Annotated in this window: 30 protein-coding genes and 2 pseudogenes; 25 read left to right on the top strand and 7 right to left on the bottom strand. The window is 42.4% G+C overall.

Annotated features, from left to right (window positions below):
* Nucleotides 1-83: 83 nt before the first annotated feature.
* The 3 genes and pseudogenes from ACQ76X_RS34130 to ACQ76X_RS34120 all read right to left on the bottom strand — a co-directional run bounded on the left by ACQ76X_RS34130 (nucleotide 84) and on the right by ACQ76X_RS34120 (nucleotide 2,153).
* Nucleotides 84-581, bottom strand: coding sequence for an arsinothricin resistance N-acetyltransferase ArsN1 family A (locus ACQ76X_RS34130; protein WP_438498263.1), 498 nt, complete (start codon nucleotides 579-581; stop codon nucleotides 84-86).
* Nucleotides 582-600: 19 nt separating this feature from the next.
* Nucleotides 601-1,403 (bottom strand): annotated as a pseudogene (locus ACQ76X_RS34125) (arsenite methyltransferase).
* A 300-nt stretch (nucleotides 1,404-1,703) separates the two neighbouring features.
* Nucleotides 1,704-2,153 carry a MarR family winged helix-turn-helix transcriptional regulator gene (locus tag ACQ76X_RS34120; protein ID WP_438498261.1) on the bottom strand — a complete coding sequence of 150 codons (450 nt, stop codon included), beginning with the start codon at nucleotides 2,151-2,153 and terminating at the stop codon, nucleotides 1,704-1,706.
* A 198-nt stretch (nucleotides 2,154-2,351) separates the two neighbouring features.
* Here ACQ76X_RS34120 and ACQ76X_RS34115 point away from each other — a divergent pair, with 198 nt between their 5' ends.
* From ACQ76X_RS34115 to ACQ76X_RS34035, 17 genes are all read left to right on the top strand, one after another.
* Complete coding sequence (locus ACQ76X_RS34115; RefSeq protein ID WP_438498259.1) at nucleotides 2,352-2,780, top strand: arsenate reductase ArsC; 429 nt, start codon at nucleotides 2,352-2,354, stop codon at nucleotides 2,778-2,780.
* 111 nt (nucleotides 2,781-2,891) lie between these two features.
* Complete coding sequence (locus ACQ76X_RS34110) at nucleotides 2,892-3,215, top strand: ArsR/SmtB family transcription factor (protein WP_438498258.1); 324 nt, start codon at nucleotides 2,892-2,894, stop codon at nucleotides 3,213-3,215.
* A gap of 85 nt (nucleotides 3,216-3,300) precedes the next feature.
* The gene (locus tag ACQ76X_RS34105) at nucleotides 3,301-3,645 is read left to right on the top strand and encodes an ArsR/SmtB family transcription factor (protein ID WP_438498256.1); all 345 of its coding nucleotides are present in this window, start codon (nucleotides 3,301-3,303) and stop codon (nucleotides 3,643-3,645) included.
* A 15-nt stretch (nucleotides 3,646-3,660) separates the two neighbouring features.
* Entirely contained in the window at nucleotides 3,661-4,956 is a 1,296-nt protein-coding gene (locus ACQ76X_RS34100) for an arsenic transporter (protein ID WP_438498255.1), read from the top strand.
* Between the two features lie 21 nt (nucleotides 4,957-4,977).
* Complete coding sequence (gene arsC, locus ACQ76X_RS34095) at nucleotides 4,978-5,397, top strand: arsenate reductase (thioredoxin) (RefSeq protein WP_438498254.1); 420 nt, start codon at nucleotides 4,978-4,980, stop codon at nucleotides 5,395-5,397.
* A 54-nt stretch (nucleotides 5,398-5,451) separates the two neighbouring features.
* The gene (gene arsD, locus ACQ76X_RS34090; RefSeq protein WP_438498252.1) at nucleotides 5,452-5,811 is read left to right on the top strand and encodes an arsenite efflux transporter metallochaperone ArsD; all 360 of its coding nucleotides are present in this window, start codon (nucleotides 5,452-5,454) and stop codon (nucleotides 5,809-5,811) included.
* A gap of 32 nt (nucleotides 5,812-5,843) precedes the next feature.
* Complete coding sequence (gene arsA / locus ACQ76X_RS34085) at nucleotides 5,844-7,619, top strand: arsenical pump-driving ATPase (protein WP_438498250.1); 1,776 nt, start codon at nucleotides 5,844-5,846, stop codon at nucleotides 7,617-7,619.
* Nucleotides 7,620-7,633: 14 nt separating this feature from the next.
* The gene (locus tag ACQ76X_RS34080; RefSeq protein WP_438498249.1) at nucleotides 7,634-7,915 is read left to right on the top strand and encodes a HesB/IscA family protein; all 282 of its coding nucleotides are present in this window, start codon (nucleotides 7,634-7,636) and stop codon (nucleotides 7,913-7,915) included.
* A 25-nt stretch (nucleotides 7,916-7,940) separates the two neighbouring features.
* A complete protein-coding gene (locus tag ACQ76X_RS34075) occupies nucleotides 7,941-8,372 on the top strand; it encodes a protein-tyrosine phosphatase family protein (RefSeq protein WP_438498248.1) in 432 nt (143 codons plus the stop codon).
* A gap of 108 nt (nucleotides 8,373-8,480) precedes the next feature.
* Nucleotides 8,481-9,308, top strand: coding sequence for a class I SAM-dependent methyltransferase (locus ACQ76X_RS34070; RefSeq protein WP_438498246.1), 828 nt, complete (start codon nucleotides 8,481-8,483; stop codon nucleotides 9,306-9,308).
* Nucleotides 9,295-9,729 carry a MarR family winged helix-turn-helix transcriptional regulator gene (locus tag ACQ76X_RS34065; RefSeq protein WP_438498265.1) on the top strand — a complete coding sequence of 145 codons (435 nt, stop codon included), beginning with the start codon at nucleotides 9,295-9,297 and terminating at the stop codon, nucleotides 9,727-9,729. Before ACQ76X_RS34070 ends, ACQ76X_RS34065 begins: the two co-directional genes overlap by 14 nt.
* Nucleotides 9,730-9,858: 129 nt before the next feature.
* Nucleotides 9,859-10,827 (top strand): flavin-containing monooxygenase, encoded by a 969-nt coding sequence (locus ACQ76X_RS34060; protein ID WP_438498245.1) that lies wholly within the window; start codon nucleotides 9,859-9,861, stop codon nucleotides 10,825-10,827.
* A gap of 79 nt (nucleotides 10,828-10,906) precedes the next feature.
* Nucleotides 10,907-11,212 carry an ArsR/SmtB family transcription factor gene (locus ACQ76X_RS34055; protein ID WP_438498244.1) on the top strand — a complete coding sequence of 102 codons (306 nt, stop codon included), beginning with the start codon at nucleotides 10,907-10,909 and terminating at the stop codon, nucleotides 11,210-11,212.
* Between the two features lie 65 nt (nucleotides 11,213-11,277).
* The gene (locus tag ACQ76X_RS34050; RefSeq protein WP_438498243.1) at nucleotides 11,278-11,628 is read left to right on the top strand and encodes an arsenic metallochaperone ArsD family protein; all 351 of its coding nucleotides are present in this window, start codon (nucleotides 11,278-11,280) and stop codon (nucleotides 11,626-11,628) included.
* 15 nt (nucleotides 11,629-11,643) lie between these two features.
* Complete coding sequence (arsA, locus tag ACQ76X_RS34045) at nucleotides 11,644-13,407, top strand: arsenical pump-driving ATPase (protein WP_438498242.1); 1,764 nt, start codon at nucleotides 11,644-11,646, stop codon at nucleotides 13,405-13,407.
* Between the two features lie 49 nt (nucleotides 13,408-13,456).
* The gene (locus tag ACQ76X_RS34040; protein ID WP_438498241.1) at nucleotides 13,457-13,744 is read left to right on the top strand and encodes an adhesin; all 288 of its coding nucleotides are present in this window, start codon (nucleotides 13,457-13,459) and stop codon (nucleotides 13,742-13,744) included.
* A 475-nt stretch (nucleotides 13,745-14,219) separates the two neighbouring features.
* A complete protein-coding gene (locus tag ACQ76X_RS34035; RefSeq protein WP_438498240.1) occupies nucleotides 14,220-15,260 on the top strand; it encodes an IS630 family transposase in 1,041 nt (346 codons plus the stop codon).
* 30 nt (nucleotides 15,261-15,290) lie between these two features.
* Here ACQ76X_RS34035 and ACQ76X_RS34030 read toward each other — a convergent pair whose 3' ends face one another.
* Entirely contained in the window at nucleotides 15,291-16,433 is a 1,143-nt protein-coding gene (locus ACQ76X_RS34030; protein WP_438498239.1) for a copper amine oxidase N-terminal domain-containing protein, read from the bottom strand.
* Between the two features lie 11 nt (nucleotides 16,434-16,444).
* Nucleotides 16,445-16,795, bottom strand: coding sequence for a hypothetical protein (locus ACQ76X_RS34025; RefSeq protein ID WP_438498238.1), 351 nt, complete (start codon nucleotides 16,793-16,795; stop codon nucleotides 16,445-16,447).
* A gap of 175 nt (nucleotides 16,796-16,970) precedes the next feature.
* On the opposite strand from ACQ76X_RS34025, the gene ACQ76X_RS34020 reads away from it, so the two are divergent.
* From ACQ76X_RS34020 to ACQ76X_RS33985, 8 genes are all read left to right on the top strand, one after another.
* Nucleotides 16,971-17,342 (top strand): LytTR family DNA-binding domain-containing protein, encoded by a 372-nt coding sequence (locus tag ACQ76X_RS34020; protein WP_256718263.1) that lies wholly within the window; start codon nucleotides 16,971-16,973, stop codon nucleotides 17,340-17,342.
* Nucleotides 17,343-17,354: 12 nt separating this feature from the next.
* Nucleotides 17,355-17,789, top strand: coding sequence for a DUF3021 family protein (locus ACQ76X_RS34015; protein ID WP_076114014.1), 435 nt, complete (start codon nucleotides 17,355-17,357; stop codon nucleotides 17,787-17,789).
* A gap of 238 nt (nucleotides 17,790-18,027) precedes the next feature.
* On the top strand, nucleotides 18,028-18,990 hold the full coding sequence (locus ACQ76X_RS34010) for an ABC transporter ATP-binding protein (RefSeq protein WP_438498236.1): 963 nt from the start codon (nucleotides 18,028-18,030) through the stop codon (nucleotides 18,988-18,990).
* Between the two features lie 20 nt (nucleotides 18,991-19,010).
* The gene (locus ACQ76X_RS34005) at nucleotides 19,011-20,171 is read left to right on the top strand and encodes an ABC transporter permease (protein WP_438498235.1); all 1,161 of its coding nucleotides are present in this window, start codon (nucleotides 19,011-19,013) and stop codon (nucleotides 20,169-20,171) included.
* Nucleotides 20,168-21,298 (top strand): ABC transporter permease, encoded by a 1,131-nt coding sequence (locus ACQ76X_RS34000; protein WP_438498233.1) that lies wholly within the window; start codon nucleotides 20,168-20,170, stop codon nucleotides 21,296-21,298. Before ACQ76X_RS34005 ends, ACQ76X_RS34000 begins: the two co-directional genes overlap by 4 nt.
* 142 nt (nucleotides 21,299-21,440) lie before the next feature.
* On the top strand, nucleotides 21,441-21,665 hold the full coding sequence (locus ACQ76X_RS33995; protein ID WP_438498231.1) for a hypothetical protein: 225 nt from the start codon (nucleotides 21,441-21,443) through the stop codon (nucleotides 21,663-21,665).
* 563 nt (nucleotides 21,666-22,228) lie between these two features.
* The gene (locus ACQ76X_RS33990) at nucleotides 22,229-22,705 is read left to right on the top strand and encodes a hypothetical protein (protein ID WP_438498229.1); all 477 of its coding nucleotides are present in this window, start codon (nucleotides 22,229-22,231) and stop codon (nucleotides 22,703-22,705) included.
* Nucleotides 22,706-22,967: 262 nt separating this feature from the next.
* Nucleotides 22,968-23,447 carry a hypothetical protein gene (locus tag ACQ76X_RS33985; RefSeq protein ID WP_038596794.1) on the top strand — a complete coding sequence of 160 codons (480 nt, stop codon included), beginning with the start codon at nucleotides 22,968-22,970 and terminating at the stop codon, nucleotides 23,445-23,447.
* Nucleotides 23,448-23,831: 384 nt separating this feature from the next.
* Here the strand turns inward: ACQ76X_RS33985 and ACQ76X_RS33980 are convergent, their stop codons facing one another.
* Nucleotides 23,832-24,707: an RCC1 domain-containing protein gene (locus ACQ76X_RS33980; protein ID WP_438498227.1), complete on the bottom strand. Its 876-nt coding sequence runs from the start codon at nucleotides 24,705-24,707 to the stop codon at nucleotides 23,832-23,834.
* Nucleotides 24,708-24,910: 203 nt separating this feature from the next.
* A pseudogene (locus ACQ76X_RS33975) lies at nucleotides 24,911-25,090 on the bottom strand (EamA family transporter); the annotation flags it as partial.
* Between the last annotated feature and the right edge of the window lie 95 nt (nucleotides 25,091-25,185).

Raw genomic sequence — 25,185 nt, 5'->3', positions numbered from 1 at the left:
ACTAATATGGGCTCGGTTTTAGTAATGATCACAACAAAAAAAGGATCTAATGATCCTTTTTATTGGTATGTGAAGAATCAATATTATAACAATTTCTCCATAATCATCACATCAATGAATTGCCCATCCATAATCCCCTGCTTCTCAAAAACACCAACCTGCCGGTAACCCATCTTCTTGTACAGCCCTTGACCGCTCTGGTTGAACGGAAAGGTAAAGAGAACGATTTTATAAAAGCTGTTTTCATTGGCTACCTTGTGTAAGGAATCCAGAAGAGAACTACCTACACCCTGCCCACGAAAGCTGCGATCAATGTAAACGGAGAGGTCAGCGACCCCATTATAGGCACAGCGGTGGGAGTAAGGGTTCAGAGAAGCCCAACCGACTACTTCACCTTCTCTTTCCGCTACCAAAACGCTAAAGCGGCCTTGGTGATCGTTGAACCATGCCTCCATATAGGAGGAATCTTTCGTCTCCGTTTCGAGCGTAGCGATCCGGTCCTCGATCCCTTGATTGTAGATGCGAAGGATACTTATAATATCCGCTGATGTGGCCTGACGAACAGTTAATGTAGTGATCATATGAACATCCCCCTAATGCTTACTTTCTCGCTTTAATTACAGCAGAAACGATGTATTGGTCAACGTTCGCACCGGGAACCCAGTCTTTGATGAAAGTTCTGGATTCGTCTTTGGCTCAATACTAATCTCAGAGAAGCCACTTTCCCGAAGCATCTGCTCTACATCAGCGATGGAAGAGGCTCCGGAGATACAACCAGAATATAATTCGTCCAGATCATTTTTGATCTCAGGGGGAAGTTCTGCTGTAGTTACAATGTCGGAGATGGCCAGACGGCCGCCTGGCTGGAGGACACGATAGGCTTCACGGAAAACTTGTTGCTTATCCGGCGAGAGGTTAATCACACAATTAGAGATAATCACATTTACCGAATTGTTGGCGAGGGGAAGATGTTCAATCTCACCTAATCTAAATTCCGTATTAGTATATTTCCCTTTAATGGCGTTATCCCTTGCTCGGCTGATCATCTCAGGCGTCATGTCCACACCGATTACATGGCCCTGCTCACCTACCTGGCGTGAGGCAAGAAAGCAATCGAATCCGCCGCCACTCCCGAGGTCTAGAACATGTTCACCGGCCTGCAGCTCAGCAATAGCTTGGGGATTGCCGCATCCAAGGCCCAAATTCGCGCCTTCGGGAGCTGCTGCCAGATCCTCGCTGGAATAACCCAGCTTAGCAGATATAGCATCAAAATCAGAAGGGGAGTCACAGCAGCTGTCAGCAGGGGCGCAGCAGGAAGAGGCAGCTTCGAACTTTTTTACGGCGATTTTTTGGTAGCGGCCCCGTACATTCTGGCCAATCTGGTCATTTGTAAGTTTACTCATAATAAAACACTCCTCGTAAAGGGTTGGATTAGACTTTCACTTTACCTTTTGTTGATTTAACAGCAGGGCTCGCAGCAGAGTGATTGTTTCGGACGAACAAGCGAGGGGAAAAAAGACAACTGGAATTTGGTTTTTTCCTTGGAGTATTTCCAGGCGTGTAGCGTAACTTGATGTAATTGCTCTTGACGGTGCTTATGTAAAACTTCGGCTACATATAAATCTCTGAGCATCTTAAAACCCTCCTTGTCATTTGACGAGTGTTGAAATAATTTGCAAATTGCAAATATAAGTCAAGAGGAATCACCCTGTTACAGGTGCACAGCAATTGCTGGATTTCCTCATAGCTTCGTTGAAAAGCTTAATGGATCGTAGTAATGTTTCTACTTCAAATTCACTCATATTTGAGAAAGCTTCATTCAGGTATGCGTTCATTTGTTGATCAATGGTTGTAGCTGCCATTTTTCCTTCGGGAGTAAGCGACAGCTTATAAACTCTTCGATCTGTGGGATCAGGTGTCTTTTTAACCAAATTCATTTTCACTAAAGACTGAACTTGTCTGCTGAAAGTCGTAATATCAGTCCCCAGTATTTCAGCGACCTGTTGCATGGAGGGATTGTGGCTTCTATCAATTTCATACAGCAGATGGCTTTGGGTTGTGGAGAGATCACATCCACCTACGCTGCAGCAATCCTTGTTGAGCAAACCTAAACGCCGGGTCATGATTTGGAATAATTCTCGTGGGGTTTCCATTGTTTTCACCTCATGTATAAGTTATAAAACAATTCCTTGCAAAATGCAAGTATAATAATCTATGCACTTGGAGGGTATGAATTTTACTTTATATTCTCCCAAAATGGCCGAAAGTTTTACATTGCCAAAACAAAAAGAATGATTTGAATATAAACGTTTAATTATATAATTATATATAACGGAAAGGGGTTAATAAAAATGGAACAACCAATTCGCCTTTATTTTCTTTGCATCCAAAATCGTTGTCGCAGTCAAATCGCTGAAGCTTTTGCAAGACATCATGGTGGTGAGAATGTTATCGCAGAAAGTGCAGGTCTTGAAACGGGTGATATCCATCCATATACCATTGAAGTAATGAAGGAAATTGGGATTGATATTTCCAGCAAGAACTCCAAGAAGATTGATATGAAGACATTTATGCAATCAAAAGTGATTATTAAGTTGTGTGAGCAAGTGAATGAGAAATGTCCAATTGTTCCCTTTGCCATCAAGAATGTTCAGTGGGATATTGCTGATCCCTTAACACATATGGGCAGGCTAGAAGATGTTAGAGCAGCACGTGATGAAATCGAATTAAAAGTCATTGAATTATTAAGAGGAGTAGGAGTACCAATGCTAAATGATTAAGAAATCGAAAGGTACTTAACGGACCTTTCTTGCTTTTGGATCTAATGGTATTTAATATATAAGTATATAATTATGTACCACATGATTCGGAATTCTGAGAGGACAGTGCATATGTTCAACATAGAAATGGCAGAGAAATTAAAATTACTGGGTGACAAAACCAGACTTACAATTATGGGATTGTTAAAGGATAGAGAATGGTGTGTTTGTGATTTGGTGGATATACTAAATATGTCTCAACCCAGTGTAAGCCAGCATTTAAGAAAATTAAAGGCGCAGGGACTCGTGAAAGAAACAAAACGAGCACAGTGGGTATATTATAGTTTGGCTATAGAGGAGGATTCTTATATTCACACCATTTTAGATGCACTACCGGATACAGAATCGCTATTATTTCTATTAAAGGGCGAATATACAGCATGTGATTGTAACTAAAAGGGACTGAGTTAGGACGTGTATATTAGCACTTGATTATATAAGTGTATGCTTATATAATGATGGAGGTAAGGGGGGACAGAAGATGAGTTTTGATCTGAATGATTTAGAAGAAGTATCGCAGACATTAAAGCTTTTGGGAGATAAAACAAGGCTGACAATGATGAAGCTTATGGAAAAGCAGGAGTGCTGTGTATGCGAGCTTGTTGAAATTTTTAAGACGAGTCAGCCATCCGTGAGCCAGCATTTACGAAAATTAAAAGATGCTGGTCTGGTCAAAGAGAACCGGAAAGGACAGTGGATTTATTACTCGGTGAATCCAAACAGCATTCAACATAAATTGATTCAAGACTTGATTGCCTTCGTTCCTTCACAAGATCATGAATTAGAAGAGATCGATAAGAAAGGCTTAAGAATTTCATGTGATTAAATGGAGGTTAGGGAATTGTCTTCGGTATTATTAGCAAGTTTCATTTTTATTGTTACCTTAGTATTTGTGATTTGGCAGCCTAAAAATCTGTCCATTGGTTGGTCTGCCTGCGGCGGGGCGGTACTCGCTTTACTTGTAGGTGTAGTCAGCTTTAGCGATGTTAAGGACGTCACTTTGATTGTATGGAATGCCACACTAGCCTTTGTTGCAATCATCCTGATCTCGCTCATCCTCGATAAAATTGGATTCTTTGAATGGGCTGCTCTACATATGGCTAGAGCCGCCCGGGGAAACGGAACCCGGATGTTCATCTTTGTAACCATCCTTGGTGCGGTAGTAGCTGCATTTTTTGCCAACGACGGAGCGGCGCTTATTCTAACTCCGATTGTGCTGGCCATGGTCCGTGCGCTGAATTTTGATGAGAAGAAGGTCTTTCCGTTCATCATCGCCAGCGGGTTCATTGCGGATACTACGTCTTTGCCACTGGTTGTAAGTAATCTGGTGAACATTGTATCGGCGGACTTTTTCGGGATCACCTTTATGGAATACGCTGGTCGGATGCTGATGCCTACTTTGTTTTCCTTGGGAGCAAGTATTCTGGTTCTGTACTTCTTTTTCCGTAAAAGCATCCCAAAAAACTTCGACAGCTCACAGCTGAAAAATCCGCAGGAAGCTATCAAAGATAAAAAGATGTTCAAACTATCTTGGTGGGTATTAGCGGTTCTGCTGGTAGGGTACTTCGTGAGTGAGTTCCTGAACATTCCCGTGTCTGTTGTAGCCGGGGTTATCGCAATTTTCTTCCTTCTTATGGCAAGAAGAAGTCCTAATGTCCCCACGATGGAAGTCGTGAAGGGTGCGCCCTGGGCGATTGTATTCTTTTCCATCGGGATGTATGTCGTCGTATATGGTCTGCGCAATGCGAGGCTGACGGACGTCCTTGCGGATGTCATTCAGGCTGTGGCCGATCAGGGATTATTCGCCGCAACGATGGGGATGGGCTTTATTGCTGCAATCATCTCTTCCGTAATGAATAACATGCCTACGGTGATGATTGATGCGCTGGCTATTGATGCAACGCATACCTCGGGACTGATTAAGGAAGCTTTGATTTATGCGAATGTCATTGGTTCTGACCTGGGACCGAAGATTACTCCAATTGGTTCACTGGCGACCTTGCTGTGGCTGCATGTGCTTTCGACCAAAGGAGTGAAGATATCCTGGGGGACGTATTTCAAAACAGGTATAATCCTGACGATCCCTACGCTGTTTATCACACTGCTTGGCCTCTATATAACGTTAAATCTATTTTAAACTCAAAGGAGATTACGACTCATGGATAAGAAAACCATTTACTTTTTGTGTACAGGAAACTCCTGCCGGAGCCAGATGGCCGAAGGCTGGGCAAAGAAATATTTGAGCGATGAATGGAATGTGTACAGTGCCGGCATAGAGGCTCACGGTCTGAATCCGAAAGCCGTTCAAGCGATGAACGAAGTAGGAATTGACATCTCAGCTCAAACTTCGGATATGATTGATCCGCAGCTGCTTAATAACGCTGACCTCGTGATTACATTGTGTGGAGATGCCGCAGATAAATGCCCAATAACTCCGCCTAAAGTGAAACGTGAGCACTGGGGATTTGATGATCCGGCGAAAGCGCAAGGAACTGATGAAGAAAAATGGGCTGTCTTCCAGCGGGTTCGTGATCAAGTGGGCGAACGCATCAAACAATTCGCTGAAACAGGAAAATAATGTAGGGTACAGCCGGGGCTTCCCGGCTGTATTTCTAAGGAGGAGATGGAGTTCATGAAAAGAATTGAAATCTATGATCCGGCGATGTGCTGCTCCACCGGTGTATGCGGACCTGTAGCTGATCCTGAATTAATTCGTATATCTGCTGTAGTTCATAACTTGAAGAAGCAAGCTGTAGATGTTTCTAGATATAATCTAACCAGTGAACCGGATGCTTTTGTTACGAATGCTGAAGTCAGACAATTGCTGGTTAATGAAGGTCCTGAAGTATTGCCGGTTACTTTTGTGGACGGGAAAGTGGTTAAGAAACAGGGCTACCCCACGAATGAAGAGTTAGAGCAGTGGACGGGGATTGCCGCAGCTGAATTGATAGCCAAACCTCGTATCCGTCTTGAAATCAAGACAAAGTCATAATAGATGCCACAATAAAAGAAAGAAGGCATACCATGTCTAATCTCTTTGATCCACTGACTATGCTGCCGACACCGTACCTGTTCTTCACAGGGAAAGGCGGAGTGGGTAAAACCTCAACAGCCTGTGCAGCAGCAGTAGCGCTGGCAGACTCCGGCAAACGGGTGCTGCTGGTGAGTACGGACCCAGCCTCCAATCTGCAGGATGTTTTCGGTATAGAGCTGTTTAACCATCCTACTCCCATTGAAGGGGTGCCCAATCTTTTGGCCGCCAACTTAGATCCGGAGACAGCCGCTGAAGAATATAAGGCAAAAGTGGTTGCTCCTTACCGGGGAGTATTACCCGATTCGGTCGTCGCTTCAATGGAAGAACAGTTATCAGGGGCATGTACGGTGGAAATTGCTGCTTTTGATGAGTTTACAACCCTGTTGACGGATGAGAAATTGAAGTCACAGTTCGATCATATTCTGTTTGACACTGCGCCAACAGGACACACGCTGCGCCTGTTACAGCTGCCTTCAGCCTGGAGCGGATTCCTGGATGAAAGTACGCATGGGGCTTCCTGCCTGGGCCCCCTGGCGGGTCTGGAAGCTAAAAAAGTGCTATATCATGAAGCGGTAAAGTCCTTATCGGACGAGGCCCTGACTACCCTGATCCTGGTCACCCGTCCGGAGCTTTCTCCTTTAAGGGAAGCTGCACGTGCATCCGCTGAACTTAAAGAAACCGGAATTGAAAATCAGCTGCTTGTGGTTAATGGGGTACTTACTTCCTCTATCAACGAAGATGAAGTGGCGAAGAGCTTTGTAGAACGACAGCAGAAGGCTTTGTCACAAATGCCTGCTGAACTTCAGCCTTTAGCAAGCTACTCTATCCCGTTAGCTCCCTTTAATCTTACAGGCATAGATAGCTTACGTGCTTTCTTTGCGCCAGTCCAAGTGAATTCGGATCATGTACAACAGGTAGAGGTGAATGCTGACATCCCATCATTTGAAGCTATGATCTCCGATTTGGAGTTAAGCGGGATTCGAGTGATCTTTACGATGGGAAAAGGCGGCGTAGGTAAAACTACCGTAGCCTCTGCCATAGCTGTTGGCCTAGCCGAACGGGGACACCGGGTTCATCTCAGTACAACAGATCCGGCGGCTCATCTGGAATATGTATTCGGTGATCATTCCGATCAGATTTCCCTTAGCCGGGTTGATCCGAAGGTGGAACTGGAGAAATATCAGCAAGAGGTGATCCGCCAGAATGCAGATTCCCTTGATGAAGAGGGGCTTGCTTTTCTAGAGGAGGATTTAAGATCGCCATGTACCGAAGAGATAGCTGTTTTTCGAGCATTTGCTGACTTGGTAGAGCGCTCTGAGGAAGAGATTGTGGTTATAGATACAGCACCAACCGGACATACGTTGTTATTACTGGATGCCACTCAGGAATACCATAAGGAAATCGCCCGTTCCTCCGGCGTCATTCCGGATTCCGTGCAGCATTTACTGCCGAGACTTCGTGATTCGAAGGAGACAAGCGTCGTCATTGTTACCCTGGCGGAGGCAACGCCGGTTTATGAAGCCTCACGCCTGGAACAGGATTTGAAGCGTGCGGGTATTCCTACAAAATGGTGGGCGATCAATCAAAGCTTTGCTGCTGCAGGGACAACAGATCCTGTACTTAGCGGCCGGGCTCATGCTGAACTGAACTGGATTCAGAAGGTAGAACAAAATGCTGAGGGGCATGTGGTAATCATCCCTTGGAAGCAAAGCGAAGTAACCGGGTATGAGCAGCTTAAAGAACTCTCGACAAGTAGTTCAAAGTAGAAAGAGTGGATAATATGAACATTACGGATCAAGCGAGAACATTCATTGAAAACATGATGAAGGAAGCCGGTATTTCCACCTTGCGTTTCGGCTATAGTGGTGCAGGATGCTGCGGTCCCAGTTACCAGTTGGCACTTGAGAAACCACAAGCTGATGATACCGTAATATTGGTCAATGAGGTTGAGGTGGCCGTAGATTCACGGGTAGCTGATCAGATCAGCGGACTTACCCTGGATTTCGTACAGGACGAACAAGGTGCAGGACTAACACTAAGTGGCGGAAGCAACTGCTGCTAGAGAATAGAGATAGGGGAGAACTATAATGGCAAATTATCATGAACTGATCGAAGGTAAAGTATATATCGGCGGGGAGAATGCACTGCTTGAAGCCCTGCAGGGACAGGAGATTACCGATGTGTTTGATTTAAGAGATACGGGCACCAAAGCAGAAGGCTTTCCTGACCATGTGACCCGTCATCATTTTCCCATTGTGGAAGATGAGAGCGGCCAGGAAGGTTCAGTTGAAGCCGCAATCCAGGCGGTAACAGCAGCAGTCAATAGCGGGAAGACAGTCTATTTCCATTGCGCTGGCGGACGGAATCGCACAGGGACTGTGGCCACGGGAGTCTTGCTTGAACTTGGCCATGCTGCGAATGTAGAAGAGGCTGAAGCTTTGGCCAAAGAGAAGCGTCCAGATATCAACATCAAGCAGGATATGCGTGATGTACTCAAGGGCCTTTATCCATCCATATAAACTAAAAATCATATACAAAAGGGCTATTTCTTAATGGAGATAGCCTTTTTTTTGTGTTATTAAGTTGTAAAATGCAACTGTTGCGTGTTACATTATAGAGGTGGAGGGATGATGATGAAAAGAAAAGGAATTCATAGACCCACAATTGAGGATGCCATTGAAATCAGTGGAATCGAAACGCTCCATCCTGGTGGGTTTGATTTAACGAGGCGAACAGCAGAGGTTGCTGAGCTTAAGCCGGGAATGCGGGTCTTGGATGTTTCCAGCGGAAGAGGGACACAGGCGATATTCTATGCGGAGAACTACGGCGTACAAGTAACGGGGAAAGATATCTCTGACAAAATGATTGAATCAGCAACAGACTCCGCTCAACGTTCAGGCAATGCAGGGCGTATTTCATTTCAACTGGGAGACTCCCAGGCACTACCTTTCAGCGATAACTCCTTTGATGCCGTAATTAACGAATGCGCGGTCGGAATTCCCGATGACTCCCAGCAAGTGCTAAATGAAATGGTGCGTGTAGTAAAGCCTGGAGGTACAGTGATGATCCATGAGTCCATTTGGAAGAAGCGGATAACGGACATGGAGAAGGAAGAACTGTCAGAAAGGTATGGAACGACCCCCTTGGAGCCTGAAGAATGGAAGCGTATGTTGATACAGGCAGGCGCCGTTGATATTGTATCGGAGCATGAAGAGTGGTCAAAGCCTGAAAGGTTCTGGAAGGTACGAAAAGACCGGGATGTTATTCATTATTCAAAGCTGCTTACTTTTCCGGAAAGGGTAGTGAGCCTTAAACGGATTTTGCAAAAGTATGGGATCAGTGGTGTAACCAAGGTTATGGAGAATGAGAAGGTTTTCTTTAAAGCCGTAATGGATGGCAAAATAGGCTATGGCCTGTATAGAGGGGTTAAAGGTGATATCCATGGAAACCGTTGATTTACTACGAAATTTAATGAGAGCTTTTGATAAAAATATTGGAGCTTTGGAAAAAACTCAGCTTGCCTGTTGTGGTGCAACGATCGGACAATGTCATGCGGTCATGGAGATTGGGCTCGCCGGGCAAATCTCACTCATCGATCTGGCCAATGTACTTAATCTTGATAAAAGTACAATGAGCAGAACGGTCAACGGTCTTGTCGAGAATGAATGGATTGAACGGATTACAGATCCGGATAACCGGCGGTATGTAAAGCTGACGCTTTCCCCAAAGGGACAGATACTCGATGATCAAATCAGCTCCGTTCTGAACGCTTATTTCGGAAACATTATGAAGGATATCCCGGAGAATAAAAGGGAGCAGGTTGCAGAGAGCTTGGAACTGTTAATCCATGCACTAAATAAGAATAACTGCTGTTAGACACATGTTGGTTCGATGAGGAGAGGTTAGTGGATATATATGCAGAAGACTCTAGACGCAGTAGTTATAGGAGGGGGGCAGGCAGGGCTCGCATCCGGGTATCATTTGCAATAGGCCGGTCTGAATTATATGATCTTGGAAGCCGGTGAACAGCCTACGGGATCATGGCCGCAATATTATGATAGTTTAAAATTGTTTTCTCCCGCCCGGTATTCGTCATTGCCAGGATACCCTTTTCCAAAAGCTCCAAATGAGTATCCGCTGCGAGATGAGGTCATCACTTATTTACGTCAATATGCGGAGAAATTCGAACTCCCGATAATGGTAAACCAAAAAGTAGAACAAATAGAATTAGGAAACGGTGGCTTTGATGTTATAACCTCAGCAGGAGATAGGTTTTGGACAAAAACACTCATTAGCGCATCGGGCTCGTTTCATCATCCTCATCTTCCGAGTCTTCCAGGAGCGGATAGTTTTCAAGGCAGAATTCTTCATTCCTCCGATTATAAACACCCGGAATCGTTCCTGGGGAAGAGGGTTGTCGTTGTCGGCCGTGGAAACTCGGGAGTGCAGATTGCAGTAGAACTTGCCAATCATGCTAACGTATCATTAGCTGTCCAGCAGCCAGTCCGATTTACGCCGCAGCGCATAATGGGTCTTGATCTTCACTTCTGGTTAAAAATCACAGGCATAGATGCTTTTCCTTTCTACCGAATCGGCAAAGAGCCGCCTAGTCCCATTTCTGTATTCGACCTTGGCGGATATCGTAAGAAAATGGATAACGGTAGCCCGGATCAGAGAACAATGTTCTCAGCTTTTTCTCCTGAAGGTGTTATTTGGGCGGATGGGGAACGGGAAGCCATTGATGTTGTGATATTCGCTACAGGATATCGTCCTAATATCCCCTTTCTGAGTGGGACAGGTGCACTTGCATCAGATGGTAGACCTCTGCATGTTGCCGGTGTCAGTACAGAAGCTCCTGGACTTTATTATGTTGGATTATCTAATCAGCGTTCCTTTGCGTCAGCGACGGTTCGCGGAGTCGGGCCAGATGCAAAATATGTTGTGCAGAATATTAAACGGTTTTTGAAAAAATGACGGGTACCCCTTTGACTATTTAAAGGCTATAGGGTATAGTTAACGCATCAAATAAATTTGATGCGTTAGGAGTCTTCGTATGAATACGGAACAAACATTGCTTTTTGCAAACTACGAACAAAAGTTCAAAGCGCTGGCTGATCAAAAGCGGTTAGCAATTTTATATGAAATCAATAAACGTTCCGAGGTTTGTGTGTGTGATTTGGAAGGTATCGTGGATCTGCCACAATCCAAACTGTCCTATCATCTTAAATTGCTGCTTGATGCCGATTTGCTGAAGAGCCGCAAGGAAGGCCGCTGGAATTACTACAGTATCAATGAGAAGGTTATGAAATATGTATTGCCAGGTGACGTGTGTTGTGTTTTTTACCCGCCGACAACATAAATAGCGGGTAAAAAAATTTATTCAATACATCAAAAAAAATTGATGGATAAGAGGAGGCATTTTGAATGGTCAAAATAGAAGTTTTTGAATCCGGTGGATGTTGTTCAACGGGGGTGACGAACCCTGAAGAGAAGCGTGCATCTATCCGCTTTGCAGTTGCCATTAGCCAGTTGTCTCAAGCAGGCTTTGATGTTACTGGATATAACCTGTTAAGTGATACTTCAAAGTTCGAAGAAAATGTGTTAGTTAAGGAGTCCTTAGCTGCGGACACCGGCTGTATGCCAATTACATTAGTGAATGGTACAGTCGTGAAGACGCACGCTCTGCCCACCAATGAGGAGCTCTCAGCGTGGACAGATATGCCTATCGAACGGCTAGAAGGCAGACAGCGGATTAACTTACAAATTAAAAAATAACAGGAGGAAACAACAATGTTATCTTCATTTGATATCAGTCAGATCCAAGCTACACCTTTCTTATTCTTCACAGGAAAAGGGGGCGTAGGTAAAACATCGACTGCCTGTGCGACTGCAGTAGCTTTAGCGGATCAAGGCAAGAAGGTTCTTTTAGTCAGCACAGACCCTGCTTCTAATCTTCAGGATGTATTTCAAACAGAGCTGGATATGAACTACAAACCGATTCCTGAGGTACCAAACTTGTTTGTTGCCAATCTTGACCCGGAAGAGGCGGCAGCAAGGTATCGTGAGGATGTGGTTGGCCCCTATCGCGGGAAGCTACCGGCAGTGGTCATTAACCAGATGGAAGAGCAATTGTCTGGTTCTTGCACAGTTGAAATTGCCTCTTTTAATGAGTTTTCACATCTACTGACCGATTCTGAATTAACCAAGACATATGATCACATTATTTTTGATACAGCCCCAACAGGGCACACCCTTCGTCTTTTGCAGCTCCCTAACGCCTGGAATGAATTCCTGCATAAAAGTAAGGAGGGAACCACGCAAGGTGGATTACTCGCAGGTCTCGACAAGCGTAAGGAGATATATAAACAAACGGTTGATGTACTGAGTGACCCCATGCAAACGTCTCTTGTACTGGTTACCCGTCCGGACAATGCACCATTAAAGGAAGCAGCTCGTGCTTCTAGAGAATTAGCAGAGACTGGGCTGAAGAACCAATTGCTGATTGTAAACGGAATACTGCAGCATCCACTCAGTGGCGATACTACAGCTGCAGCGTATTCAAAACGGCAGCAAGATGCGCTTGCTCAAATGCCAAGCTTGCTTCAACCGTTGCCAACGTACAGCATACCCCTGGTTTCCTTTAATGTAACAGGTGTAGACAATGTGCGCCGTTTATTCGCTGAGGAGCGTCTAAGTCCTATTGAAAACAACGATCACACAAATGATTATGAGTACGCCGATTTGGACAAAGTGCTGGATGATATCGAGGTTAAGGGGCAGCGTGTGATTTTCACGATGGGAAAAGGCGGCGTCGGGAAAACGACTGTAGCAAACGCGATAGCCTTGGGATTAGCCGGACGAGGTCTCAAGGTTCATTTAACAACGACAGACCCCGCAGCTCAATCGGAGAAACTATCGCATCAAGGCGATGTAGAGCGGATTACGCGAAGTAATATTGATCCGAAAGTTGAAGTGAAGAAGTATCGCCAGGAAGTTCTGGATAAGGTCAGGGAAACGATGGATGAACAAAGTGTAGCGTATGCTGAGGAAGAATTAAATTCACCTTGCACGGAAGAAATAGCCGTGTTCCGCGCATTTGCGGACTTGGTGGAGAAAGCGGAGCACGAGATTGTTGTCATTGATACAGCACCTTCAGGGCACACCTTGCTGCTTCTTGATGCTACAGAGTCTTATCATAAGGAAATTGCAAATTCTTCCGGAGAAGTACCGTTATCTGTGAAGAAGCTCCTGCCTCGTTTACGGAATCCGGATGAAACGGCGGTTGTGATCATTACGCATGCGGAAATAACACCAGTCTTTGAAGCCGAACGGCTAAGTTCGGATTTACAAAGAGCGGGAATCATTCCAAAGTGGTGGGTGATTAATCAAAGCTTGGCCTCCAGTGGTACCAATGATAGTATACTGCAGCAGCGTGCAGCTAGTGAGCAAGCCTGGATACAACAAGTTGATCAGATTTCCGGGGGGAACTTTGTGGTCATTCCGTGGCAAACGGGTGAGGGTAGAACAGAGCTGGAACAGACGGGAGCACATTAATCTCCTGGGTTTATGAAAAATCCATTTCTGAGAAAAGAGGTATTAGGTTATGATCATTACAGAACCGGCAAAAGGTTATATTGAACGAATAATGAAAGAGGCTGGTGTAGAGACGTTGCGTATTTCGCAAGCTGCTGGAGGGTGTTGTGGACTGGGTGTTCAACTATCATTAGAGAAACCGATGGAGACAGATTTGGTCAGTACGATTAACGGTCTTCAAGTTTCAATTGATTCTGAGGTCTTTGAGGTGAGTCGTGTACTTATACTTGATTTTGTACAGGATGAGCAAGGGGAAGGATTAATAATAACCGGAGGAACACAGACAGATTGCTGTTAGCGAGATGGTGTGGAAAAGGACTTCTATCTAAATGATCTTTTTAGGTAGGAGTTTTTTTATTAAATAAACAGATTATCTACTATCGGATAAATACTTAAATATCTTATGACTATAAATATAGCTGTAAAAGAGAGTACTATACCAGCCTGTCTACTATACTTGTTCGAAAGTGATTAAAGAAAGCTAGTTTGAGATTACCCTCTATAAACGCCTGATGGAATGTCGCATTCGCTTTGCATCTGTAGATATGAATTTCATTTATATTCAATCAGAAACAGGGGGTTCTATGGAGTGCAATGTTATCGTTCGTGATTCACTCCCAGGGTTTGATTTAGAAGAGTATCTTTAAACCGTACAGTCGTGAAATTAGCAAAAAATTTAAATAAGCAAGATATATAGAACGCAATTAATAATCTACCGAATTCACTCCAATCGCCAAATTGGGTAATAAAGATTAACTCTCCACAAGGCGGCGATGAAGATGAACAACGAAGAAATCGAGTATTTGAATACAGCAATGAAAGAGGTATCAGACAAACGACTCTACGAAAGGGTTATGGCGGTCCGACTTCGTCTGGAAGGCCATACACTGGAAGAGATTGGTAATATACTCGGACGTGCACGTCAAACTATCAGCCTCTATTGGCATGCCTACCAGGAACAGGGACTGTCCGGTCTTCAGATGGATCACTCTCCTGGACAACCGACAAAACTCACGGAGGAGCAGCGTCGTCAGTTAGCCGTGATGCTGGAGCAGCATCAACCGGCCGATGTAGGTTTTGAAGCTCGGTATACCTGGACACTTCCGCTAGTGGCGGAGTGGATCAAACGGGAGTTCGGGGTCACCATGAGCGTGCGTGGGATTAGTGCAATGTTGAAGCGGATGAACTTCAGCTTTACCAAAGCGACCTATACGCTGGCTAAAGCCGATGAAGATGCCCAAGCATATTTTAAAAAGCACATCTTTGCTGAGCTCAAGAAGCAAGTGGAAGCTGAAAAGATCGATCACTTGCTCTTTGAAGACGAATCGATGATTCGCTCCTATCAAGCGCTGCAGTACAATTGGTTCCCGCGCGGCAGACAACGCAAAGTGCCTACGTACGGTAAACACGAAGGAGCCAAATTGTTTGGAGCGATTAACTATGAAACCGGTCAGGTGCATCACCGGGAAGAAGAAAAGGCTAACACAGAAGCCTTTATTCGATTTCTCCAGGATCTTCTCACTGCCTATCCGAATGGAAAAATCGCCTTAATTCTGGATAACAGCCGGATTCATCATGCTATAGGGTTACAGCCCTTTTTGGAGGAACACCCGCGTTTACAATTGGTTTTTCTGCCACCTTACAGTCCAAACCTCAATCCAGTTGAAGGGCTGTGGCTGTGGCTCAAATCCGATGTAGTAAACAACGTCTTTTTTGAAAAATTCTATAAAATTAAACTTCATGTCAGTCAATTTATGAAGCGAATCAATCAGCAACCGATGGAAACGATTGATCGCCTGCTTGTCAGGTTATGATCTTAATTGCGTTCTATATAGCCAATTACTTTATGGCGTTACAAGCTCATGGTGATGCCCATTCAGCTCGATTCTATAAATTCCAATCGTTTTTTTTCTTTCATCAGAGCTTAGATCGCCAAAGCGTTGATAGCCAAATGTAGTAATGCCATTATCAGTAATTGGCCAATTATAGACCTTAGCTAATGTGTCAAAACCATAATAAAATCCAGGCATACCTAAATAATCAGTAGACCATTGTCCATTGTTAAATGTTGCAGATTTTAAATTGCTTGTTTCTTGAGGATTGGGAATACCACGCCCATATCTAATCAAATAATAGACATCGTTTAAATATGTTTTTACCGCCTCTATCGGTGCTTTTTCAATCGCTACCCTTGTAATCTCTTCTCCTTCCACACGGTATAAAATAAACTCCTGCGTTGTGTTCCAGGCATAATTCAAATAAAAATTACCCATATCTGTATTAAACCATTTATCGTACAGTCGACCGTCAATCAAATCCTGATAAACAAAAGGTTCAAACTCATTAAAATTAAAAGTATTGCTAGATAATAATTGACCGTTTTCTTTGATGACTGCCATAAAACGATCACTATAGACAATGGACTTTCCTTGGTATAGTAATTTAAAAACGCGGATGAGATTAAGGTTTTCGATTGCTGTGGCGTTAACATCCCTAATTATAATCAAGCTATAGGGTTGAATCTCTGCATTTTTTAAATAGAAGACTCTTTTATTAAATGCCTCACCTATATATCTTAAAGGAATATACGTTGTATTGTTATAAATGCTTGCAGCCACGTCCATTACGCTTGATTTACCGTTTATAGAAATATTTTTATTTCCTATTTTCAAGAAAACGGTATTAGTAGCGTACTTAATGGTAATGGACTGTTCTTTTGTATTAAAATCTACCTTTGCACCAAATCCTTCAGAAATAAAACGAAGGGGTACTAGTGTACGTCCATCTTTCACAATCGGCTTAACGGCTGATACTTTCTGCCCATTAATAAATGCCATGGAGCTTTCAGGAGAAAGAATCATACTATTTTTCAAGTCGGATTCTGTTACATCTTCATAATAGTCATGAAGATTTTCTGCGTGTGCCGCAGAACCAAAAGCCAGGAATAATGTAAAAGTAAATAATGTGATGATAAATTTCACTTTCATTACTACACCTCTCAATAATGAATTTTTAAAGATACATATATGTCAGATTTACAAATATATGTTATATCCATATTGTACACTTTTCTGTCAGGGGTTTCTATCGCAATTCGGTTCTGCTCCTTGGCCTGATTGATAACGTAGGTATGGTGCTTTATCTGGAAGAACACAAAGAAGGGAGTAAGGAATGATGTGAAATTCTGTACCGGCAAGTTACCAGTTAGTGATCCAACTTCCATACGCATTTCATGACAATTTTGATTCTCGAGTAATTCTGCGGTCAGCTCTCCGTTCATTTTGACCATTTGGCTTTTGGCAATTGCTAATCCAGCCCTGTTCCTTTGCCCGATCGGGAGTGGTTTCATAATTACTTCTTCCATTGATCGATATGATGTATAATGGCGTCATATAAAATTCGGCTAAATCTTCATCGCTATGTTCGAGATAATAATTTGAAATCCCGAGGGTGATCCTATTAAAATTTCCATCGAAGAAATCAGCAGAGATCAAGAAGAGGAGATCCGCATCAGGTGTCATGAAGTGGATGACGAAATAAACGAGATTGTAAATAAGCTGACAACAGAAGCTCTTGTTATACTGGGATATCAGGATGACAGTGTGAGCCGTATTAATCTCAGTGATATCTATTATTTCGAGGCCGTTGACGGAAAGGTGTTTGTGTACAGCAAAAACAAGGTGTATGAAGTCAAACAAAAGCTGTATGAGCTAGAGGAATTATGCAGTGAAAAGAACTGTTTTCGTGCATCCAAATCTACGATTTTGAATATTGCCAGGATTGCAAGTATTCATCCGTCTATAAGCGGCCGGTTCGTAGCATTGCTTGATAATGGGGAACGTGTAGTTATCTCAAGACAGTATGTACCCGTGCTCAAAAACAGACTTGGATTATAAGGGGGGATCGACATGAGGTTTTCTGAATTTGTAAAAGAGACCATTAGGGAGTTCTTGATGATCTTCGCATCCGTAGTCATTATAATTACAATTTTACGGCAAATTTTTGCTCCCGATATAGCCTTTGATCTGAAGTCGATATATATCCTTATGGCCTTTTCATTTTTGAGTGCATTAACGGGAATTATTTTGTATGCTCCTCATGGGATAAGTGAGAAGAGAATGCGTGTCCGAATTGTCGTCCATTTCTTCACCTTAGAGATCCTTTTGATTTCTCTTGGCAGCTTAATTGGTGCTGTAAGTAGTGTATCCGGCGCACTCACTCTTGCAATCGAAATTGCAGTGGTTTATGCCATAGTTCGTCTATTGTCCTATGAGAATGATAAAAAGGAAGCAGGCAGGATCAACGAAAGACTAAAGGCAGTTAAGAAAGGAACTTACGAGTAGTCTATACAATCATAAAGCAGCATTTAAGGCTCTTTAAAAGAAGGCGGTAAGCTCTATGCTTACTGCTTTTTTGCATCTTATTGGTTCGTGGATACAGCTTATCGTTATTCTATATACACCCTTTTCGCATTTTTTTATGATGAGTTCAGTACTCCCTTTTTATGCCTGAAGAACCTTGTTATATCAAGGACTGAGATTTATGAAATTGATTCATTTACTATTGATGTGGGGGTAGAACATGACGACCTGTATTATAGAGGATGTGCGTATGATAATCGAAGTTTCAGACGTGGTCAAAAAATACAATAAACTCGATGTGTTGAAAGGGGTTAATCTGAGCATACGTGAAGGTGAGATATTTGGGTTGCTAGGACCTAATGGGGCTGGGAAGTCTACGTTGATGAATACGATATTAGGACTTTTACGTTTTAACAGTGGCTCAGTGAAGATACTCGGCAAAGACTTTTCAACACATGCAACAGAAATTAAACGTGAAATTGGTTACGTTCCTCAGGAAATTGCTGTATTTGAAACGTTAAATGCGATAGATAATGTCACTTATTGGGGCAGATTGTATGGTCTGCGAGGAAATGAGTTAGCACAAATGGTTAAGAAGGCACTGGAGTTTACTGGTCTGTGGGACAGAAGGAAATCGAAAGTGAGCACCTTTTCAGGCGGCATGAAGCGAAGGCTCAATATTGCTTGTGCGATTGTGCATAAACCGCGTGTTCTATTTATGGACGAACCGACGGTTGGGGTTGATCCGCAATCACGCAATCATATCTTGGAATCTATCCGTATAATGAACAAAGAAGGCACGACGGTCATTTATACGACTCACTATATGGAAGAGATTGAAGCAATCTGTGACCGTGTTGCTATCATGGATTTCGGTCAGATAATTGCACTTGGGACAATTGACGAATTAATCGCAGACCATATCCACGAACAGTGCCTAAGATTGGAACTCACTGCTAATACAGCAGAAGCTGTCAAAGTAATCGAGTCCTTTGATGGAGTTTTGTCCTTTAGTGTTAACAAAGAGATATTAGAAATTAAACTAGATAAAGGTGACAGTTGTATTCCTCGTTTATTGGAACAATTAATCAAGCAACACTTTAATATAAAATTTATGGAAGTAAAAAAACCGGATTTGGAAACTGTTTTCCTCCAATTAACTGGTAAAAAGTTGCGTGATTAATTCGGAAAAGAGGATATGTAATGAGTATTTTGTTCCAGATGTTCTATGCGGTTAAAAGGATGATCATGAATCCAAAAGCAATTTTGATTAATCTGCTTACATATGCCATCATTATTCTCATTTTGGGTTCGGTATTCGGTAGTACATATGATATACAAAGGTCATTGGGGAAGGTCACAATAGCTTATGCAAACCTTGATTCAGGCAGGTATGGCGCTATTTTTGATGCTGTTTTACATTCAAATGATGTTACTCAGCTTGCGGAACTAAAGCCGGTTAAGTCATTAGATGATGGAAAAGTCCTTATTATTAAGGATAAAGCAGATGCCATTATTTATATTCCTGATAATTTCTCTGACGATAGAGATCTCCCCCATGTCGTCAATGTCTACTTATCAACAGAATACGGTGTACCTACGCTGGTTGTTAAGAACATTGTAAGTAGTCTAACCAATTTGATGAATACGTCTAGCGTTATTTACAACATAACAGGACAAATTGAAGTCGATGCAATGAGTTCCGAGCAGCAGAAGAATAATGAAGAGAATGTCAAAGAACAATCCTTAACAAGTTCAAGTTCAAATTCAAGTTTGCAAGCGACGACTGCGATGGGGTATTACAGCATAGCGATGATACTGATGCTATTATTATACGGGCAAGAATACGGTATTTTTATGGCGTCTGAAGACTATTTGGGCACTTTAGGTAATCGAATGCGCTTGTCTGCTGTGAAACCGTATGTACAATATATTGGCAAAGGACTTGGTTTGTCATTGGTGACATTTTTCCAAGCGGTCATCTTACTCTTGCTTACAAAGTACGTATATGGTGTGGATTGGGGAAATCATATTATAGTTGTACTTCTTACTTTGTTTATATTATCCATACTCGTTACACTACTTGGGATGATGCTAGTTATTATTACACGTAGCATTCAAAAAGCACAATCATTATCCAATTTCATTACGCTGGGGGGGACTTTCATCGTTGGCGGTTTTGTAATCGTGGACTTTGGATCACTTGCCTATCTATCACCAAGCTTTTACGCTAAGACTGCTCTTTTCAATGTCGTATATGGGAATCAAGTGGAACAGGCACTTATTAATATAGGCGTAATGTTATTGATTTGTGTCGGATTTGTGCTTGTAAGCCTGGTTGCTTCGAGGAGGACGGTAGAATGACAATATTTCTTAATTGTATTAGACGTGTTATCCAGAAGGGTTGGAGTTTGTTGTTTATTTTTGTTATACCGATTTTACTGATTGTTTTTTTGATTGTGGTAACATCCCAGGAAGTTCAATATAAAGTTGGGATAATAGATGAAGACAATACCTTGTTCACTCAAGATTTTATAGAACAATTGAAGGGGCAGTACGAGATTATCAATCTGACGAGCAATGATGATGTCAAAAGCATGGTTATTAATTCAGAACTAGACGGTGGGTTGCTTTTTCAGCAGGGCTTCACCGAAAGCTTGTTGAATGGTGAGGACGTCTCTGTATTAATCTATGATTTAGCAGGTACTGACATCTTTGGTCCTGTGAAAGTGTATGTGTCAAGCTATGTATCTTCTGCAAAACAAATTGCAAGAGCGTCTGGAGGTGATGAGAAGATTTTTTACCAAGGCATGGATCATTACAAGAACAGCGCGTTTAACGTTACATATGAAAGTGCGATTAAGTATGCAGGTTCAGAACGAGACGTCAACAATGCGGTAAAATCATTAGGATTTATTGCTTGTGGTATGATATTTCTCATGACATTCTCCACCAGTTTAATCTTGCAGGATAAATTATCAGGTGTATATGATCGTATTGCAGTTACGCCCGTTTCAAGATTTAGTTATCTCATACAAAACATGCTGGCATGTTTTGTGATCGCTGCTATTCAATCAGTATTGTTACTGAGCATTATATCTAGCATAGTAGATTTTCCATTTGGGCAGACCTCTGGGCAGAAACAAGAAGTGTTGCTCGTGTGCTTGGCTTTCTCCCTTGTTTGTGTCGCTCTAGGTGTAGCAATCAGCAGATTCTCGAACACCCGCCTAATGGCTGGTTCGCTCTCGACTTTAATTTACTTTCCTATGCTAATGCTGGGGGGTTGTTTTTGGCCGCGGGAGATTATGCCTAAATTTGCGCAGCAGATCGGAGATTTTTTTCCGACGACATGGTTTTTGCAAGCAGGTAGAGATGTTATAGCCGGGAAAGGTATTGCTGCTTCTTCACAGCAGCTGATATATTTGTTTAGCTTTGCAGCTCTACTTATATTTGTTTCCTTTATCGTAAGGAATGAAAAGGTAAGGACGTGAATGAACATAGAAACAATTGTGGTAGATCAAAAAAGTGCTGATGCTGTCAGAATTGTGCGTAAACGGGGAGAGTTGATGCAAGGGTAAGTATTATTGTGAAATAATCTTCATTTATCTTAATTGGAAAAGAGGTTTTGAATCAATGAATAGCAATATTATTTGGGGGATAGTATTATTAGCGCTGAGTTTGTTTTTTAAGCCATTATTGGCGATTGTGGGGCTGAATGAAAGGTTGTTCGGATTGTACTGGCAAGGTGAAACTGTGTTTTCATTGAGTCCATTCTTAGTTCGGATTATTCTAGCAGTAATTGGGATTATCATGCTTATCATCGGCGGTATGCAAGTTGCAAAGCAGAAGAATACATAGTTGAAAGGAACTTCGCAGCACTTAATTGGCAAACAAGCTTCGATGTAGCTGAGGCAACATGCATTGCTGGATTTGACTGAATTAGAGTCTGGATAAAAGAGCAGCTTTGAGCGTTTATCAAAGAAAACAAGCTGGTCTGCGAAAGTTCAGTTAATTAAATTAGTTTCACGGATTTTTATCACCTGACAATTCTTATGTTGATGTATAAAGACATTATAGTTGTGAAGTAGACATTAAAGTTATGAAGTAATATAACGTGATGAATTAGATTAATGCCTTAGTTCGTTCTGAAGGCATAAGACCATTTGAAAAAGTAGAAAAGCAACACAGATATCAAGAGCCGTCCTGAAATCCCAGGGAGGCTCTTTTTTTTTGTAAATGGAAGTGTAAGGAGAAAGTAATATTTTAGACTCAGAAAATAAAGTATTAGACCGTCGAGGGGATTAAACGAACGGGCAGGATAGCTCAATAATTTCGCGAATACTCTACATAGAGTTATTTACGAAGTTCGTAAATAAGACGTTATGCGAAAGTGCCGTAAATCTTATTAAGGAGGAATCCTCTTGATAGGCCCGATGTATCTTAGGGAAGGACTAGTTACAAAGTTTAAAGATCATATTTCAAGCATCCCTTATTGCATAATAATTCACAATGATGAAACCCATTCAATAAAAAAACCAAAGAATCTAACGATCGACGAGGTTAATTCAATCGTTTTCAATTTTATTAGTGCAAAGTATCCTATTGTTTGTTCTGCAGGAAGCAAAAGTACAATTCCTTTTTGGGACTATCATGTTGCCCTGAATTGTGGAAATAGTGATAAAGATGTTTTTATTTCTGAATTATTAGTTAGAGAACCAATGCACGAAAACATGATAAAAGGAATATTAATGGCGTATTTTATGGTAATCAACAACAAAAATAACTACGAAAGACTAGTTGTACCAATTGAAATGGAAAAGATTGAGGAATATGAAGATATAACAATTGAATATGACTACCTAAATAATCTTACATATTTATACAACAGAAAATTTTGAATGTATCTCAAAGAAGCCGGCACCATCGCATAACACCATTTCACGCTTCGGGCATTCACCCCTCGGTCCGGCAGGAGTAAGGAAGCAGATTCGACTGGAGTCATTCAGCTGCAGGGAAGCGAAATCAGCCGGACACATCCGCACCACCTAGCCGCATCGCGGCCGCCCTTCAGGCTTAAGGTGGTGGGACGTCGTGAACACATTAACGTTATATGAAATATCTGCAAAAGTTAGCTTTATTAAATAATGAAAGGAATTAAGAATGAAAAGATATATTGAATTTTCTTTTTATCTACCGTTTTTTGATTTGATAGATGACACGTTTGAGGTATTTAGTTTAGAAGAATTAATGAGACAATTAAATATAAGATTTAATTTCATGGAATTATGTGACCAGTATTTATCATATGGCGAAGGACCTAGCAGAGCAGGAAAGGGAGATGTTTTTGTATTTTTTACGAAAGACGATAGGGATAGTTTTATATTAATAGATTTGTTTAATGACTTTACTGATCAGCATAACATGGTGAAATTAGGAGTCCGCTGTGAAATTAAACATGATAACGATAAGCGGGTAAGGAATATACTTAATAATATACACTCAAGGGCAGAGATTAAAAGTAAAATAAAAGAGAGTAATGATGATTTACTGAAGTTAGAGATCAACAGTGAAGAGTATCCAAAAGAGATTCGTTATGGGGATCAAAAATACATGAAGAACATTTATTATAACACCATATAGACCTTATGCCTGTAGTTCAAGAAGGCAGATACATCATCTAACAAGGTATTCACGCTGCAGCCCATACGGCCCTTGGTCTGTAAGAGGTTTTTCGGGGAAGTGAACTCAGCAGATAACCCTGCACTGGCTAAGTCTTCGACCCGGGCGCAAGCGCCCTTAAGCCTCTCGGCGTCGTGAATACAACAACGTTATGCGAAATCTAAGCACTTGTAGTAGACTAGGAAAATAAAGTTGTAGACTGAGAACCTAATGATAATCCATTAAATAAATCCGCATAAATTGAACATATCCAGTCAAAAATTCATTTTTCTTGAACACAAAACATAAGCCATACGAGGGAAATCGGCGCATGGCTATCATAATTATAAATATTATTATTGAAAATTAATAGCCGGGTAGTTGGATGCCGCGCCAGCCGCTTACATCGCATTGGCCATATTGATTATCACCTACAGCAACCACTGTACCGTCCGATTTAAGACCAATGGTATGAGCGCAACCCGCTGCAACCGCCACAATATCGCGCCAGCCGCTTATATTGTGACCATGCTCATTCCAACCCACAGCCGCCACCGTACCGTCCGATTTAAGGCCGATGGTATGATTACTACCCGCCGCTATCGCCACAATACCGCGCCAGCCGCTTACATCACATTGGTTACGCTTATTCCAACCTACAGCCGCCACCGTACCGTCTGATTTTAGCCCGACGGTATGAAGGTAACCCGCCGCAACCGTCATCATATCACGCCAGTCACTTACATTGCATTGGCCATACCGATTATTACCTGCAAACGTCACCGTGCCGTCCGATGTAAGCCCGACGGTATGCCAGTCACCTGCCGCAACCGCCGCAATATCGCGCCAGCCGCTTACATTGCATTGGCCTTCATTATTTCGACCCACAGCCACCACGGTGCCATCTGATTTAAGCCCGACGGTACGACGCCAACCCGCCGCAACCGCCACAATGTCGCGCCAGCCGCTTACATCGCATTGGTCATGCTTATTCCAACCCACAGCCGCCACCGTACCGTCCGATTTTAGCCCGATTGTATGAGAGTTACCCGTATGAGCATTACCCGCCGCAACCGCCACAATATCGCGCCAGCCGCTTACATCACATTGGCCATATTTATTATCACCCACAGCCGTCACCGTGCCGTCCGATTTAAGCCCGACGGTATGGCGATAACCCGCCGCGATGGCGGCCGGCGCGCCGACCAGTGTGTCGCATCCTTTAGGCGCAACGGTTTCCATAATCGAATCCCCCATAATTCATAATTTTATAGATAGTATTGCAGAACCTTCACGAATTTTCAACGATTCAGTGTGGCCGGTCACCTCACGGTTCGCCTCGGGCAACGGCGCGCCACCTGATGGTGAATACCTCACATCTAAAGTCATTGATTATTTGCAGTAGACTTCTTATTCAATGTTTATAACAAAATCAGTCCGATGATTCATGCTGTGCATATCCATTGGAAAAATCCAAAAGGCTCTTTTAACCAAAATACAGTTGTTAATATAGCGGCTAGTGGCTCCAATCTACCTAGAAGGCTTGTCTCTTTTTGTGAAAGACTTTGTAAACTATCTATATAGAACCAAAATGCTATCGTTGTGCCGAATAGAATAACGAATACCTGTTAAGACCATGTGTTTCCGAAGATTTAAATAGATGATAATCATTATAGGAAATATAATAATAGTGTTATAATAGGTGGAAAATATTTTTAAT

The sequence above is a fragment of the Paenibacillus sp. IHBB 3054 genome (assembly GCF_051594305.1).
Taxonomy (GTDB): domain Bacteria; phylum Bacillota; class Bacilli; order Paenibacillales; family Paenibacillaceae; genus Paenibacillus_AQ.
The sequence above is the reverse complement of the archived record's forward strand: the minus strand, read 5'-3'. Positions and strand labels throughout refer to the sequence as shown.